This window comes from Larkinella knui (genome assembly GCF_003858645.1).
Taxonomy (GTDB): domain Bacteria; phylum Bacteroidota; class Bacteroidia; order Cytophagales; family Spirosomataceae; genus Larkinella; species Larkinella knui.
Map to the genome: position 1 here is coordinate 209,794 of NZ_RQJP01000006.1, position 16,096 is coordinate 225,889.

Genomic DNA, 16,096 nt, shown 5'->3' on the forward strand with positions numbered 1-16,096 from the left:
GTAGTTGATTTTACTAGTTAATGAACTATGGATTCACAATCTGAGGTGAAACTACGCCCCTTCTTTTACAGCCGCAACCGGCTTATGTTCTTCATCCTTATTCCGAATCTTGGTCAGGTACGAAATCTGCGGTCTGGTGTTGATTTCTTCCAGCACCTGGAAAGCCCGGCCTTCATTTTCCACTTTCAGCAGTTGTGAAATCGTGCTCTCCGGATTGTTCATATCGCCAAAAATAATGGCTCCGGTTGGGCAAGCCTGCGCACAGGCCGACTGGATTTCATCTGGCTCCGGTCTTCTGCGTTCTTTTTTGGCCGTCAGTTTGCCTTCCTGAATACGCTGTACGCAGAATGAACATTTCTCGATGACACCACGCGAACGAACGGTTACATCCGGATTGATAACCATCTTTCCGAGATCGTTGTTGAAGTGGTAATCGAAATTGTCGTTGTCGAAATATTTGAACCAGTTAAACCGGCGAACTTTATAAGGACAGTTGTTGGCGCAATACCGGGTACCAACACACCGGTTGTAGGTCATCTGGTTCAAGCCTTCCGTGCTGTGCGTCGTTGCCAATACCGGGCATACCGTTTCGCAAGGGGCATTGGAGCAGTGCTGACACAGCATCGGCTGAAATACGACTTCCGGATTGGCCGAAGCTACTTCGAGCCCTTTCCGATCTTCCGCTTCCGCATCGCTGCTGTAGTAACGGTCGATCCGCATCCAGTGCATTTCGCGCCGGTTGATCACTTCCTGCCGACCAACGACCGGGATGTTGTTTTCGGCGTTGCAACTAATCACGCACGTTCCGCACCCGGTGCAGGAGTTCAGGTCGATAATCATCCCCCACGAATGGTTCGGTTTTTCGTACCCTTTCCAAAGCGTGATATCTGTCGGCGAAACCGGACCTTCCGAAGTGACTACTTTCGGGAAATACCGACCGGCCTTAGGATCTTTTTTATACGCTGCCAGGATCGATTCCTGAATAACCGCCCGACGACCCATTACGGTATCGTGCGTTTGCGTCTGAGCAATTGCGCGGCTTCCGCCTGCTTTCGTAATTTTGACATCTGTAGCGGCAAACAGTACCGAATTGGCCGAAACCGATGCCAACGGATAGGCGTTCTTGCCAACTCCATCGGCCGATTTCCCGGCTTTCTCACGACCGTAGCCAATCGCAACAGAAACAGTACCGTCGGCTTGACCGGGCTGAATCAAAACCGGCAACTCAATAGCGGTTTTACCCGTTACTTCAATCGTGACCAGATCGTTTTGTTCAACACCCAGTTCACGGGCGGTTTTCTGTGAAAGACAGGCGTAATTATCCCAGCACGCTTTAGTAACCGGATCAGGCAACTCCTGAAGCCAGGGGTTATTGGCCATCGCTCCGGTTCCAATGCTTACATTTTCATAGAGCGCTAATTCCAGTCCTGTTGCAGTGGGTTTGTAGCGTTGCGCTACAGCAGCAGCAGCAGCGGCCACGGTTTCCGGTCTGAAAGTGCCTGCTGCGGTAGCCGGAGCGGTTTTGAGTTCAAGTACCCCATCGTGCAGGGACTGAATCCAGAACTGATCAAAGGGCAAACCGCTTCCGGCTTGTGGATAAACCGTGGTGCGCCAGTAATTTTTAATAAATGCCTCGTAATCTGAATTTAACCCGGCCCATTTCAACAATGAAACTTGTGGCTGACGGGTTTTGAAAATCGTATTGATCGTCGGCTGAGTCAGGCTGTAGAACCCGGGTTTCGGCTCGGCCACATCCCATGATTCCAGATAGTGAGGAGCCGGACACGTGTATTTACAAAGTGAAGCCGTTTCATCAGACCGGTCGGCAAACGAAACCGATAAACCGATCTTTGGCAAAGCTTCTTTCAGTTCGGCACCCCGTGGGTGATCATAGACCGGGTTTGCTCCATAGAAGATAGCCGCTTGAATCCGTCCTGCTTTGGCATCGCTGATGAAGGTGTTCATGGCGGCATCATTCCCCTGACGGTAATTAACCGGGTGGGTAAGATCGATGGTTGTGCCGTAACTACCCAGCAGATTATTCAAAGCATTAACGATCACCTGAACGTTGGGATCATTTGAACCGGAAACGACCAGCGCACTCCCCCGGGCAGCCACCAGATCAGTGACAGCTTTATCCAGGTAAGCAACATCGACAGCAGCCGTGCTTACCGGGGTTCCACCCAGTTTAGCCGCTACCTTATTATATAATGCCGCAACAACCAGCCCTTCCTGCGAAGGCTTAATGGGTGTCCGATAATCGGCGTTGGAACCCGTAATGGACAAACCGGTTTCAAACTGGTAGTGCCGGGACATGTCTTTCTTATTACCGGCGTTTGCTCCGATTTTCCGGGTTGCGACGTATTGTCTCGAAAATTCTAACGGAGCGATCCAGCTACCCAGAAAGTCGGCAGCAATGCTGACAATCGTTTTAGCTTTACTGAAGTCGTAAGAAGGCACTACTGCCTGACCAAACGAAGTCTGGTTGGCCTGAATCAGTCCGGAAACGGAGTTCGCGTCGTACTGGATATGCGTAGCCGTCGGATATTTGGCAATAAAAGCGGCAATGGCAGATTTTGTGGCCGGACTTACCAGTGTTGAGGAAACAATCCGAATGGCACCACCACGTTGCAGCAGACCTGGAATTTCTTTGTCAACCGTTGCCCAGTCGCTGTCAGCTTCACCCCGCTTTGGTCCTTTCAGTTTGTCGATATCATAAAGTGACAAAACGGAAGCCTGCACCCGTGCCCAGGTGCCTCCTTTGGTTATGCTCGACAAATTATTTCCTTCAATTTTGACCGGTCGACCTTCGCGGGTCCTTACCAGAATCGGGGCATAATCTCCTCCTTCCGTATAAGTAGAAGCATAATAATCGGCAATTCCCGGAAATGTACTTTCCGGCTTATTAATATAAGGTATAGCGCGGTGAACCGGCGTATCGCAGGCAGCCAGCGTTACCGCTGCCATGCCAAATCCTAATACTTTTAAGAAATCCCGACGGTCACTGCTAATGCCATCGACTATACTTCCTGATTCGGTAGACTTATTATCAGTGGCTTCTGGAAACTCCTTATACGCGTTTTTAACAAAAGATTCGTCGTTTCGTAGCTCTTCCAGTCCCCTCCAATACCGTTTATTTGTACTTTCCATACAGTCCTTTTGATTCGTTCAACTGTTTAATGGGATTCGGTGTGATTAATAATGGCATTTTGAACACTCGAGGCCACCAATATTAGCCACTCGCAACGGTTCTTTGCTTCCCTTTTTGTGGAGGGCAACTAATTTATCGTAGTAGGCATTATCTTTCGTAGCAACTTCGGTTTTCCGGTGGCAATCGATACACCAACCCATCGTGAGTGACGACCGTTGTTCCACCACTTCCATCTTTTCAATTTCTCCGTGGCAGGTTTGACACTGAACCTGACCTACATTGGTATGCTGGGCGTGGTTGAAATACGCAAAGTCCGGTAGATTGTGAACCCGTACCCACTCAACAGGGCGATCTTCTTCAATGGCCTTGTAGATTTTCTGGATTTCCGGTGATTCCCGTTTGATCTCACCGTGGCAGTTCATACAGATATTCGCCGACGGAATGGTCGCTGATTTTCCTTTATAAACGGCGGTATGGCAGTAATTACAGTTGATCTGGTATTGACCGGCATGTAATTTATGCGAAAACGCGATGGGCTGCTTGGGGGCATACCCCTGCGAAACACCGACACTGTATAAGCCGTCGAACGTTTGTTTGGTTACAACAAAAACAAAGAGCCACAGAACGATGGAACGCAGTGTACTGTTACTGGCTGCGGCACTCAGGTTGCTTTTCAACCGCTGGAAGAAAGGCACCGACTGATCAGCCGCACCGGCAGGAGTTGGACCAACGGCTTTTGACAGGATCGTTACCAGAACCAGTAAAACGCCCAGCACCAGCAGCATGACGACCAGCAGGCCAATCAATACCGCCGTAAATAAACCGGACGGGCTTTCGCTGGCAGCAGTACCTGCCGTTTGTCCTCCACTTGCGGTTCCCGAAGTTGGAGCAGCAGCCGGAGCCGCAGATGCGTCGACGTGTGCCAGGATGTTCTTGATATCATCATCCGACAGGTCCGGGAAGCTCTGCATCACCACGGGCTGAAACTTAGCGTACAGGGCAGTGGCATATGGGTCACCACTGGAAATAACCGCCTGTGGATTCTTGACCCACTTTATCAACCAGGCGGTATCACGGCGTTTCGTGACCCCTTTCAGACCGGGGCCAATCACTTTTTCATCCGTTACCGCGTGGCATTGCTGACATAAAGTAGAGAATAATTCCTTCCCTTTTGCCGCATCACCACCAGCAGCGGGGGCTTCCTGAGCCACAGACTGATAGCTACTGAACAGTGCTATCAGTACAATTACTAACGTACTTATTACACTTTTCGAATACATTTTAATCCATGAGAAACTGACAAAATCAGTATGCATACCTACTAATTATTTTCCATTAACGCACAAAAGTAGCACAGGAACGGTTTTAATCAAACACTTGCGGTTTGATATTTTAGTACACAATTTTATTTATACTTTGTCTAAGTAATTACTTTTCCAAGAGCGGAAAGATCATTCTAATCAGTAATTAAATCTAAAAAAAATGCCATCTGATGCCTGCAAGAGCAGTGTCAGATGGCATTTGGGTATTTAAATAATATTGTATCCGTACGATACACCGGAAGAGGTCCCGAGCGGATTCGAACCGCTGTAAAAGGTTTTGCAGACCTCTGCCTAGCCACTCGGCCACAGGACCTTTTGTGTTGGAGTTTGGGAATCTAAAAAATGGGGAGTTCTACTTAGAAAAACCGCCTGAATTCTTAAATTCCCAAACTCCACTACTTATTACTATGCCGCAAACTTACTACAAAATTCATTCCAGACAGCGCGGCTTTTCAAAAAATCAAACTTATTCTCCTTTCGAAGAGCGGCCTTCCATTTGCTCTTTCAGAGCGGCCAGGGCATCGAGGTCACCAAGCGTTGCGCGCTCGGGCTCTTTGCTGCTGGTTGCCGGGGCCTTCGCAACGGCTTGTCTTTTCTCCGGCTTGCGATCTTCGCCTTTTTCCTGCCACGTTTTTGAGTGTGACAACATAATGCGTTTTTCTTCCTTCGAAAATTCAATGACTTTGAAATCAACCGTTTCGCCTACATCAGCCCAGGAACCGTCTTCTTTTTGCAGATTTTTCAATGCAGCAAAACCTTCGATCCCGTACGGTAATTCAAGCGTAGCTACTTTGTCGTTTTTCGACAGAATCGTACAACGATGAACAGAACCCGGAGTGAAGACGCTTTCGAACGTATCCCAAGGATTTTCTTCGAGTTGTTTGTGACCCAGTGCCAGACGGCGGTTTTCAACATCCAGTTCCAGAACAATTACTTCCAGTTCTTCACCAACTTTAATAAAGTCGGACGGATGTTTGATTTTTTTCGTCCACGACAAATCCGATACGTGGACCAGGCCGTCGATGCCTTCTTCCAGTTCAAGGAATAAACCGAAGTTGGTCAGGTTCCGAACCACACCTTTGTGTTTGGTACCGATGGCGTATTTTTCGACCAGCTCCGGACGTGACCAGGGGTCAGCCGTCAGTTGCTTGATACCGAGTGACATCTTGCGATCATTCCGATCCAGCGTCAACACAACCGCTTCCACTTCATCGCCCACTTTCAGGAAATCCTGTGGATTGCGCAGGTGTTGCGACCACGACATTTCGGATACGTGGATCAGACCTTCGACACCCGGCATGATTTCCAGGAATGCGCCGTAATCCGCCACGTTGACAATCCGGCCTTTCACTTTCGAGCCGATCTGCAAACCTTCCTGCAGCGAATCCCACGGATGCGCCTGGAGTTGCTTCATACCCAAAGAAATCCGTTTCTTGTCTTCGTCGAAATCGAGTACAACGACATTGACTTTCTGATCGAGGTGCAGTAATTCGGACGGATGGCTGATACGGCCCCACGAAATATCCGTGATGTGCAGCAGACCATCGACACCACCGAGGTCGATAAATACCCCGAAGTTGGTCATGTTCTTGATCACCCCTTCCAGCACCTGACCTTTTTGCAGGTTGTTCAGGATCTGCTGACGCTGTGCTTCGAGATCTTTTTCGATCAGTACTTTGTGCGAAACAACTACGTTATCATTAGCGTAATTGATTTTCACCACTTTCACTTCCATTTTCTTGCCAACGAACACATCGAAATCACGAATCGGCTTCACGTCGATCTGTGAACCGGGCAAGAAAGCTTCAATGCTATAAATATCGACAATCAGACCACCTTTGGTCCGGCGTTTTACGAAACCTTCGATTACCAAGTCTTCGTCCAGAGCACGCTGAATTTTCTGCCAGGCCGTAATGACTTTGGCTTTCTTGCGCGACAACACCAGTTGACCGTTGGGGTCTTCCTGATTTTCTACGTAAACTTCTACTTCATCACCAATCTTCATATCGGGCAGGTCGCGAAATTCCGACGCAGGAACCAGACCATCCGATTTGAAACCAATGTTTAGAATAACTTCCCGGTCGGTAATACCGACAACGGTTCCGATCACTACTTCCTTCTCATTTACTTGCGCCAGAGTGTTATCATACAGCTCAGACAGACGATTGCGTTCTTCGTCTGAATAACCGCTGCCAAAACCCCGGTTGTCTGCCTTATCCCAATCAAAATCAGGCAGTGTTTGCGTTTTGCTCATAAAAGTTTGGTTGTGGCCCATCGATACATCAGCCCCCGGGCCTTCCTGGCTGACTTTAAGTTGATACATGGAGACACTGCCCCAAAAACGAGGTGCAAAAATAGTAATGTTTTCTGGAATTGTATCCGATGAAGGCAAAAAAATATCAATTCCATCAACAGAACGCCGATGAAAAGGCGGGTCAGTACATTTTTTCGCGTTTAGCCAGGAAGGGCATCCACGTTTCCTCTACCGAGCCGGAGAAGTCGCGCAGAAAAACCAGAAACGAGGGCTTGAAGGGTTTCTGGTATAATTTCATTCCGGCTTCTTCCGGAGTGAGGTCGCCTTTTTGAGAATTGCAGCGTTTACAGGCCGTTATCAGATTATCCCAGTTGGTTTTACCACCCCGTGATTTTGGGAGTACGTGATCGAGGGTTAAATCCTCGTGTTTGCCGCAGTACTGGCAGCGGTTTCCGTCCCGTTTGAAGATATTCTGACGGTTGAGCATAACGCCCTTGTAGGGCAGGTGAATATAACGATGCAGGCGGATGACGGTTGGAGACGGGTATTCATCGTCTACCGTTCGCAGGACGAAACCCTGTGATTTGGCAACCAGTTCCGCTTTGTTCAGGTAGACTAACAAGAACGCTTTCGGTACAGAACAGATGCCTAATGCGCTATAGTCTTGATTAAGTACCAGGACCTTCCTACCCATAAACAATGTATCTGACTCCTTACTTTTTTAAGCAAGTTAATGAAATATCATTATAAATAACAGGTTATTGGATGAATCCTCCGTATTTTTTTAGATGTTCTTTATCATCCTGACTGTCAGCGGGTAGGGCTCAAAATTGCTCTCGGCTCATTTCCCGCGAAACATCCCGGTCTTTGATCGAATCGCGTTTGTCGTATAATTTTTTCCCTTTAGCCAACGCAATCTCTAACTTGGCAAAACCGCGGTCGTTGATAAAAAGCCGGGTCGGAATGATAGTCAGCCCCTGATCCGTCAATTTATTTACCAGCCGTTTGAGTTCCCGCTTTTGCAGCAGCAGCTTCCGGTCGCGGAGTGGCTCATGATTGTTGTAGGTTCCTTCCGTATACTGTGAAATATGCATTTGCCGGACATACAACTCCTCTCTGGAAAACAGACAGTAGGCATCGCCCAAATTCACTTTTCCCTGGCGCACCGATTTGATTTCCGTGCCGGTTAGCATAATTCCTGCAATAAAGGTTTCCAGAAAAAAATATTCAAATGAGGCCCGGCGGTTCCGGATCTCAATGTGTTTTGCAAGCGTTTTATCAGACATAATTATAGTATGATCTGTCTGGTAATCGAGTCCCTACCTATTCCGCTTTTTTATTGAAACCGGAATTCGGGCAGACCGATAACTGACACAGTTTAAAATTTTAATTCAAAATTACCGATTTGTAAACAAAAATACCCCGAAGTAATTCTCCGGGGTATCAAATGATGGACAAGTTCTGTACTTAACTTTCTACGATTTCCTGGCGAAGCCGGTGTTTTAACCTTATCAAAAGACAAGGCGCACAGCCGAATCACAGCCTCAAGACCCTTCTGTACACACCGGCGTTCTCCAGGATATTTTTATTCATACACACCGTATGCATGTAAGAATTTTGAAATAAATAGTGCCTTCCCGTCTCAACAGTCGTTATTTAGAAACAATATTGAAGATTACGGCTCTGCTAGTTGTCGATACATACAACATTTAACAAATTTTATGCCGCATTGCCGTCGGCATTCTAAAAACCTATAATGAATCCTTATTTTATTAGAAAAGAACAAAAAAAGAGCGCCACCCCTGATGAGATGACGCTCTTTAATAAAGTCTAGAGCCTTTTTTATTTCTTAGTCTGCTTTTCCTGATATTCTTTATTCAAACCGCCGATAATGGATTTAGTAGCGTCCAGTGTGGTATCAGCAAAGAGAATTCCGCCCCCTTTTGAATAACCCATTACAAAGTCATACTGATTCTGTTTATTAACTTTTTTCAGATAATCGTAAATCTGATTGTAAAGCTCTTCGTTCTTTTTCTGTTCCTCGGCAGCTAATTGTTGGACAATCCGGTCGCGGTAAGCCATCAAATCCTGTTGCTTTTTTTGCAAGGCCGCTTCCGTTGCGCGTCCCTGTTCCATCGTCATTGTCTGAGCACGTTGCTGAAAAAAAGCGACTTCGTTTTGCAGTGAACGCCCTTTGTTATTCAACTCGTTGTCAAGCTGAAACCGCTTGCTTTCCAGCACTTTCCGGGTATCTTTAAAAAAATCATAATTAGTCAGCAACGAATCGACATTGACATAAACCGTCTTGCGGACGGGCGCCGATTTCGTTGTACTGGCAGTTACAGGTTCAGTGGCTTTTTTATCCGAAAAGTGCAGGTAGTACAAAACTGCTACAGCAACCGCCAACACGGCGTTTAAAACAAGAGATGCGTTTTTCACAAGAAACAGTTAATTAATGGATTAATGATTTTACAAAGGTACGATTTACTAGTTACGTAGCAATCCGATCAGACTACGCAGCCCTATGATTAGGATCTGTCGAAAAAACGGCCCGAAGTTGCTGGCCCGCCAAACCGGCCAATCCACCCACCAGACCGCCAATCAGGGGCGTAAGCAAAAGTAATACCAGGGGCGCTTTAATTTTGAAAAGAAGATCCGCCATCCGGCCCGTCAGAATACCGTCGGTTTGCAGATGAATACTCAATGCATAGACAAACCAAACCACGGCGATTCCTAAAAAACCGTTCCCAAAGGCCCGCCAGCCGGTTTTGCTGCGCCACAGGCAAACGCCAAAAGCAACCGGGGCAATGACCCACCACGGCAAAAACAACTGTGCTACGGCACTCAGCAGAGCAATTACTAAAAAAGGCAGCATCATTTTAATGGGTCAGTTTGAGCGTAGATTGGATTCGCGGGTGTTTTTGGGTTACCGATTTCAAATAAAGCAGTTCGTATAAGTCGCCTTTCCGCCAGGTTTCGAGCATATTCAGGTAATACGGACTCCCGGCATTGCCCGATTGGCCGCCCGGAAAAACGCCGTATGCACTGACTTCGGGGCCCAATTGAACCACCATTCGCCACGACGGCCCGGCTCGTCGCCCGGCCGCATTGACAATCCCGCTACCGCCACCAATCTGTACATCCAGGGCGCTGAACGCATCCAGACCAGGAATCAGGTGTCGCACCGCGGTCTTTTTATGAGCCGCCCACGCCCAGGTTTGTCCCAGCGGCCCATGCCGCTTGCTCAGCGAATCGACCGTAGCCTGAAAACTGCCGGTGACAATATCACCAATCGTTTCTTTGCGGTTGGGCGTTTGGACATTATCAAACCAGCGGGCATCAGGCTCTTCCAGCAGGAGTTGCCACGTTCGGTCGGCGTTGGGATACCGCATGGGGCGGCTGGCCTCATACGGAAAATCGTCGGCCCAGATGGCGTCTTCCAGGCGATTGATCCAGTCCACATAAATGGTTCCGGCAATGGTAGCCGTATCCTGCTGGTAATTCCACTGCCGAACGGTTTTCAACGCCTGCTTCTGCTGCTCGGAAAGGTTGGTTTCCTGAATACGTGGCAACAAAACAGGTAGAAACTTGGAAGCCTGATGATTATACACATCATTTTGTAACCGGCGCATGCTATCCACCGTTACCTTTTGCATACCCGCAAGCCGCTGATTAATCCGCATACCCCGGTCCGACGTTTCGAATTCCCAGTTGATGTAATACGGATACGTCGGATCGGTTGACGACTGGTTGGCCGAGCTGACAAACTCTCTCGGCGGATTTTTGACCCGCGGATTCTGAGCGGCCGGAATCCAGCCTTGCCAATCGTTAGCGGCCTTGGTGCCGTCGAGCAGAAACTTGCCCTGATCGCGCCATTTTAGCGGAAACCGTCCATTGGGTGAAATCGCGATGTCTTTGGCAGTATTGGCAAAAACAAAATTTTGCGCCGGAGCCACGTAATACGACAAAGCCGTTACATAATCATCGTAGGTTTTGGCCCGGTTCAGATCATAAAAAGTCTTGATTCCGTTGTCAACTTCATGCGCAATCCAGCGAACCGCGTAACCCGTGGGAATAGAGCTTTGAAAAGGCTTTTCTTCCGGCAAATAAACCACCGGACCGTGATGGGTATATAATACGGTGTCAACAACCGCCCGTTTTCCTTTAACGTTAATGGTTTCAATCCGTTGACGGACCGGTTTCCATTTGCCGTCGTGCCAGTATTCCTGCCGCCGATTATCACGAAAGCGAATTTTGTAAAAGTCCAGCACATCGGCTCCGACATTGGTAACGCCCCACGCCACATCCTTATTAAAACCGATGATGACACCGGGCGCACCGGGTAACGACACGCCATACACATTCAGGGTGGGCGTAACCAACTGAATCTGATACCAGATGGAAGGCAAACTCAACGTCAGGTGCGGATCATTGGCCAGAATCGGGTAGCCCGTCGCCGATTTCTGCGGACCAACGGCCCAGTTGTTACTACCGATAGCCGGGTCGTGCGGTTGCCAGTTCAGCGCAACACTGCTGTCGGTATCGGCGTTTTGGGGCGGAGCAGGTCGTTTGACGGGCGTAAAATCCCAGCGAGTTCCGACCGGTATGATCGGATCTTCTTTAAACGGATAATCCGGAAATAAGTCGGCCGTCAGTGCCGGTCCAAGCTTCTGCCGGACGTTGGTCATCATCAGATCGTCGGCACCGGCGGCCAGCGTCTGGGTCATTTGTTTGAGAAGAAAAGCAACTTTTATGGGCGTCCACGGCTCAGGAGCGTAGCCCAGCAATTTGTATTCAATGGGGTAATGAGCCGGTTTTAACTGATTGATGTAGGCATTGATGCCCGCCGAATACGCTTCGAGTACTGATTTTGTGACGGGATCACTCAACATGCCTTTCAGCGATTTCTCAGCCCCGTAAGCCATTCCGAGTCGGCGGTTATAGCGATCGAGTTCGAGAGCCCGGTCGCCGATCAGTTCCGAAATCCGCCCGGCGGCCGCGTAGGTCTGAAACTCCATCTGCCACAGCCGGTCTTGGGCGGTTACATACCCCTGCGCAAAATAAACGTCGTAATCGTTTTTGGCAAAAATATGCGGAACATGCAGGTCGTCATATAAAATGGTGACTTCGTCGCGCGCACCTTCGACGGCGATGTTCTGGCCCGTTGCGTGGTCCTTCGTTTCGGCATTTTGCCAAAAACCCTCAAACGGGCTTAGTAAACGGCCAAAAGCCGGAACACTGCCCCACGGCCGATTTAAGGCAACCAGTAGACTAATGGCAACAAGCAGGCTAAGAAGGGCTTTGAATACTTTCATACGGGAATCGGAACGTACCGGAATCTATACAAAGAAACTTTATTCCCGCTTTATACCCATACGAGCACCTGAACAATGTTTTTTCCCTTTCACGCGCAAAACGGGTCGACCGAACAATATCCGTCTAATCAGGTTATGAAGCAAAGTTCTTCTAAATGCAACATTTTTAGTAAGTTTGAATTAGAATTACCTTTCCACGTATGACCCTGCTGAATACGACCCTGAAATGGCTGCTGCTCCGGCGAGTGCCGCGCATTGAAGCTATGATGGCGCGCCCCGGCGAAATCCAGCAGGCGGTTTTTCATCAACTCATCAGCAAAGGGCGGCATACCCAATGGGGGCGGCAACATCAGTATGACTCCATCCGGACCGTCCGGGATTTTCAGGAGCGCGTGCCGGTTTCTTCTTACGAAGACCTCTTTCCATATATTGAGCGGACGATGAAAGGGGAGCAAAAACTGCTCTGGCCCTCCCGCATTCACTGGTTTTCCAAATCGTCGGGAACAACCAATGCCCGCAGCAAATTCATTCCGGTTTCGCAGGAATCGCTAGACGAAAGTCATTTTCGGGGCGGCAAGGATATGATGGCGTTGTACATTGCCAACAATCCCACCAGCCTCACCTTTGAAGGCAAAGGCCTGTCCATCGGCGGCAGTTTACACGAAAATCCGTATGGCCCGCACGGCTACGCAGGCGACGTGTCGGCGGTTATCATGAAAAATCTTCCCCCCTGGGCTCAATACATCCGCACGCCTTCCATCGAGGTAGCGCTGATGGACAAATGGGAAGAAAAAATCGACCGCATGGCCGAGATAGCGGCCCGCGAAAATGTAACGAGCATTCTGGGCGTGCCGACCTGGGCGCTGGTGTTGCTGGAAAAAGTACTGGCCATAACCGGAAAGCAGAATATTCTGGAAGTCTGGCCCAATTTTGAGGTTTTCATCCACGGTGCGGTGGCTTTCCAGCCCTACCGGGACTTGTTTTCCAACGAAATTTTTCCTTCCCAGGAAATCCGGTATCTCGAAATCTATAATGCTTCGGAAGGTTTTTTTGCGATTCAGGATGACCTGAAGCGGGTTGGCGAAATGCTGATCATGCTTGATTACGGCATTTTTTACGAGTTTGTCCCGATGGACGAAGCCGATAAGCCGTTTCCGAAAGCCCTCACGATCGAGGAAGTTGAACTCAATAAAAATTATGCGCTGATCATCACGACCAATGGCGGCCTGTGGCGCTACCGGGTTGGTGATACCGTGCGGTTTACCTCAAAATACCCGTTCCGGCTAAAAGTAAGTGGCCGGACCAAGCATTTTATCAACGCGTTTGGGGAAGAAGTCATCATTGAAAATGCTGAAACCGCCATCACACGGGCTTGTGCAGCCACGGGCGCAACGGTAAGCGACTATACCGCCGGTCCGGTTTACATGGGCAGCGGCACCAATGGCCGTCACGAATGGATCATCGAATTTTCGAGCGAACCCAACCACTTCGATACGTTTTGCAAGATTCTCGATCAGACGCTGCGGCAAGTCAACTCCGACTACGACGCCAAGCGGTATAACGATATGGTGTTGCACCCGCCCATCGTCCACGCCGTTCCGCGGGGAACGTTTTATGACTGGATGAAAACCCGGGGTAAAATCGGCGGGCAACACAAGGTGCCGCGTCTGAGCAACAACCGGGAATATCTGGACGATATTCTGGGCCGCTTGACTACATTCTCCTGACAAGCCGAAAGGGCTGGCCGAACGAAGCTTTTGCTGCCGTTGTTCTTCCGACGAAGTCTGTCTAATTTTGCCCGAATGAAATCCTTCAACATACCGGATCATTACCGCAGCCATATTATTAGTCCGCTCAAAGAGCTTCGACGGAAACGCGATAAACTCAAACGCGATTTTACGCCCACGACGCTTGATTTCGGCCCGGTTCGCTTTCTGATTGCCCGGCATTTTGGCTTCTGTTACGGCGTGGAAAATGCGATTGAAATTGCCTACAAAGCCATTGCCGAAAATACCGGCAAACGCATTTTTCTGCTGAGTGAAATGATTCATAATCCGGATGTAAACCGGGATTTGCAGGAACGTGGCGTGCGGTTTATCATGGAAACCTCTGGTAAACAAATTATTCCCTGGGAAGACCTGCGGTCGGACGATGTGGTGGTGATTCCGGCCTTTGGTACGACGATTGAAATTCAGCAGAAACTCACCGACATTGGCCTGAACGTGGAGCAATACGATACGACCTGCCCGTTTGTCGAAAAAGTGTGGAATAAAGCTACCCAGATCGGGCAGAAAGAGTATACTGTAGTGGTCCACGGAAAACCGTCTCACGAAGAAACCCGCGCCACATTTTCACACAGCAAAGAGTCGGCGCCGACGGTTGTGGTTAAAGACATGGCGCAGGCCCGGCGACTGGCAACGTATTTGACCGGAGAATCCACCAAAGAACAGTTTTATATCGAATTCGACGGGCAATTTTCGCCCGGTTTCGACCCCGAGCGGGATTTACAGCGTATTGGTGTAGTAAATCAAACGACCATGCTGGCATCGGATACGCAGCAAATTGCGGATTTTCTGAAAACCGTCATGATTCGCCACCATCGTTTGATGCCGGAGGAAATTGATAATCGTTTTGCCAATACTCGTGATACGCTTTGTTACGCGACCAACGACAACCAGGATTCGACTTACGCACTGCTGGCTTACCCTGCCGATTTCACCATTGTCGCGGGGGGCTACAACAGTTCCAACACCCTGCACATCGTGGAGTTATGCGAAGAAAAACTGCCGACGTATTTCATTGAAACCGAGCAGAAAATCCTGTCCCGTGACCTGATCCGGCATTTTAATATTCCTCTCAAACAGGAAGTTGTTACGGAAAACTTTCTTCCGGATAAAAAACCGGTCACCGTTTTGCTGACCTGCGGAGCGTCCTGCCCCGACGCGGTAGTCGAAGGAATTCTTCTCAAAATCGTTTCCTTTTTTGACGACGCCCGGCCAATCGACGAGGTTATGGCGGAAGTCACGCAGCAGTTTGCAGCCTGACATACCGGGACAAATCACCACAAATGTCTCCCGATCACAGTAAAAAGATCGAAAACCGGCCTTTGCCTTCTCTAAAAGGTGCCGGGCGATTTGCCGTACTTTAAACGGCAGGTCGATCCGGAAAACCGTAGAAACAAGATCGGATCATAACTAATCAGCAAGTATGTACACCATTGGAATCAACACGTTTTTGTTTACGTCGCCCTTCACGAATGAGAGTGTAAAGTGGTTTTCAAAATTCGCGGAATGGGGTTTCGATACCGTTGAAATCGGATTAGAAGAACCCTGGAATGTCGATCCCCAACTCGTAAAAAAGGCGCTGACCGATGCCAATTTAGGTTGCAAAACGGTTTGCGCGGCTATGGGCCCGGACCGGGATTTTCGCGGAGACGATGAGCAGCAGCAAACGGCCATGACGTATTTGAAAGCGTTGCTGGATTTCATGGAAACAATCGGTGCCGAAATGTTGGTGGGACCTCTGTATTCGAGCGTTGGGCGCGCCGAAGCCACACCGAAAGACGTGTATAAAGAGCAGGAAAAAACCGTAGTTGGTCACTTGAAGGAATTGGCTGCTTACGCGCAAAGCAAGGGGTTGAAAATTGCGCTCGAACCGCTGAACCGTTTTGAAACCGACTTCATCAATACGGCGGATCAGGCAATTCATCTGGCGGATCTGGTCGGGAACGACGCCGTTCGTTTGCACCTGGATACGTTCCACATGAACATCGAGGAGAAATTTCAGGCTGACGCTATTCGCAAAGCCGGGTCACGCCTGGATCTGCTGCACAGTTGTGGCTGCGACCGCGGTATTCCGGGCAATGATCACATCGACTGGAATTCTATTCGTCAGGCGCTGAAAGACATCGATTTTAAAGGGCAATTGGTCATTGAGTCGTTTACGCCCGAAGTGAAAGCCATTGCCAAAGCCGCGGCCATCTGGCGTGATATTGAAGCCTCGGGTGAAGATATTGCCGTGAAAGGGCTGGCATTTTTGAAAACGGTTTAAAATT

At 49.0% G+C, this 16,096-nt stretch carries 11 protein-coding genes and 1 tRNA gene; 3 read left to right on the plus strand and 9 right to left on the minus strand.

Going from position 1 to position 16,096, the window contains the following annotated elements:
* Positions 1-51 precede the first annotated feature (51 nt).
* The 9 genes from EHT87_RS26835 to EHT87_RS26875 all read right to left on the minus strand — a co-directional run bounded on the left by EHT87_RS26835 (position 52) and on the right by EHT87_RS26875 (position 12,042).
* Entirely contained in the window at positions 52-3,150 is a 3,099-nt protein-coding gene (locus tag EHT87_RS26835) for a TAT-variant-translocated molybdopterin oxidoreductase (protein WP_124909867.1), read from the minus strand.
* A 45-nt stretch (positions 3,151-3,195) separates the two neighbouring features.
* Positions 3,196-4,467: a cytochrome c3 family protein gene (locus EHT87_RS26840; RefSeq protein ID WP_124909868.1), complete on the minus strand. Its 1,272-nt coding sequence runs from the start codon at positions 4,465-4,467 to the stop codon at positions 3,196-3,198.
* Positions 4,468-4,715: 248 nt separating this feature from the next.
* Positions 4,716-4,786: transfer RNA gene (locus EHT87_RS26845), tRNA-Cys, on the minus strand.
* Positions 4,787-4,939: 153 nt separating this feature from the next.
* The gene (rpsA, locus tag EHT87_RS26850) at positions 4,940-6,727 is read right to left on the minus strand and encodes a 30S ribosomal protein S1 (RefSeq protein WP_124910202.1); all 1,788 of its coding nucleotides are present in this window, start codon (positions 6,725-6,727) and stop codon (positions 4,940-4,942) included.
* Between the two features lie 181 nt (positions 6,728-6,908).
* Positions 6,909-7,421, minus strand: a complete 513-nt coding sequence (locus EHT87_RS26855) for an HNH endonuclease (RefSeq protein WP_124909869.1) — start codon at positions 7,419-7,421, stop codon at positions 6,909-6,911.
* A 130-nt stretch (positions 7,422-7,551) separates the two neighbouring features.
* Positions 7,552-8,013: an SsrA-binding protein SmpB gene (gene smpB, locus EHT87_RS26860; RefSeq protein ID WP_124909870.1), complete on the minus strand. Its 462-nt coding sequence runs from the start codon at positions 8,011-8,013 to the stop codon at positions 7,552-7,554.
* A 556-nt stretch (positions 8,014-8,569) separates the two neighbouring features.
* A complete protein-coding gene (locus tag EHT87_RS26865) occupies positions 8,570-9,166 on the minus strand; it encodes an OmpH/Skp family outer membrane protein (RefSeq protein ID WP_124909871.1) in 597 nt (198 codons plus the stop codon).
* Positions 9,167-9,239: 73 nt separating this feature from the next.
* A complete protein-coding gene (locus tag EHT87_RS26870) occupies positions 9,240-9,605 on the minus strand; it encodes a hypothetical protein (protein WP_310587581.1) in 366 nt (121 codons plus the stop codon).
* A gap of 1 nt (position 9,606) precedes the next feature.
* The gene (locus tag EHT87_RS26875; RefSeq protein ID WP_124909872.1) at positions 9,607-12,042 is read right to left on the minus strand and encodes a penicillin acylase family protein; all 2,436 of its coding nucleotides are present in this window, start codon (positions 12,040-12,042) and stop codon (positions 9,607-9,609) included.
* A gap of 200 nt (positions 12,043-12,242) precedes the next feature.
* Between EHT87_RS26875 and EHT87_RS26880 the strand changes: the two genes are divergently transcribed.
* The 3 genes from EHT87_RS26880 (at position 12,243) to EHT87_RS26890 (ending at position 16,092) form a co-directional block, all read left to right on the plus strand.
* Entirely contained in the window at positions 12,243-13,769 is a 1,527-nt protein-coding gene (locus EHT87_RS26880) for a GH3 auxin-responsive promoter family protein (RefSeq protein ID WP_124909873.1), read from the plus strand.
* Positions 13,770-13,844: 75 nt separating this feature from the next.
* Complete coding sequence (locus EHT87_RS26885) at positions 13,845-15,086, plus strand: 4-hydroxy-3-methylbut-2-enyl diphosphate reductase (protein ID WP_124909874.1); 1,242 nt, start codon at positions 13,845-13,847, stop codon at positions 15,084-15,086.
* A gap of 163 nt (positions 15,087-15,249) precedes the next feature.
* A complete protein-coding gene (locus EHT87_RS26890) occupies positions 15,250-16,092 on the plus strand; it encodes a sugar phosphate isomerase/epimerase family protein (protein ID WP_124909875.1) in 843 nt (280 codons plus the stop codon).
* The last annotated feature ends 4 nt before the right edge of the window (positions 16,093-16,096 follow it).

What these genes read in the sequence shown, in the direction of transcription:
- EHT87_RS26835 (WP_124909867.1), bottom strand. Translation starts at nt 3,150, where the DNA reads ATGGAAAGTACAAATAAACGGTATTGGAGGGGACTGGAAGAGCTACGA.
- EHT87_RS26875 (WP_124909872.1), bottom strand. Translation starts at nt 12,042, where the DNA reads ATGAAAGTATTCAAAGCCCTTCTTAGCCTGCTTGTTGCCATTAGTCTA.
- EHT87_RS26880 (WP_124909873.1), top strand. Translation starts at nt 12,243, where the DNA reads ATGACCCTGCTGAATACGACCCTGAAATGGCTGCTGCTCCGGCGAGTG.
- EHT87_RS26885 (WP_124909874.1), top strand. Translation starts at nt 13,845, where the DNA reads ATGAAATCCTTCAACATACCGGATCATTACCGCAGCCATATTATTAGT.
- EHT87_RS26890 (WP_124909875.1), top strand. Translation starts at nt 15,250, where the DNA reads ATGTACACCATTGGAATCAACACGTTTTTGTTTACGTCGCCCTTCACG.
- EHT87_RS26870 (WP_310587581.1), bottom strand. Translation starts at nt 9,605, where the DNA reads ATGATGCTGCCTTTTTTAGTAATTGCTCTGCTGAGTGCCGTAGCACAG.
- EHT87_RS26840 (WP_124909868.1), bottom strand. Translation starts at nt 4,467, where the DNA reads ATGCATACTGATTTTGTCAGTTTCTCATGGATTAAAATGTATTCGAAA.
- smpB (WP_124909870.1), bottom strand. Translation starts at nt 8,013, where the DNA reads ATGTCTGATAAAACGCTTGCAAAACACATTGAGATCCGGAACCGCCGG.
- rpsA (WP_124910202.1), bottom strand. Translation starts at nt 6,727, where the DNA reads ATGAGCAAAACGCAAACACTGCCTGATTTTGATTGGGATAAGGCAGAC.
- EHT87_RS26855 (WP_124909869.1), bottom strand. Translation starts at nt 7,421, where the DNA reads ATGGGTAGGAAGGTCCTGGTACTTAATCAAGACTATAGCGCATTAGGC.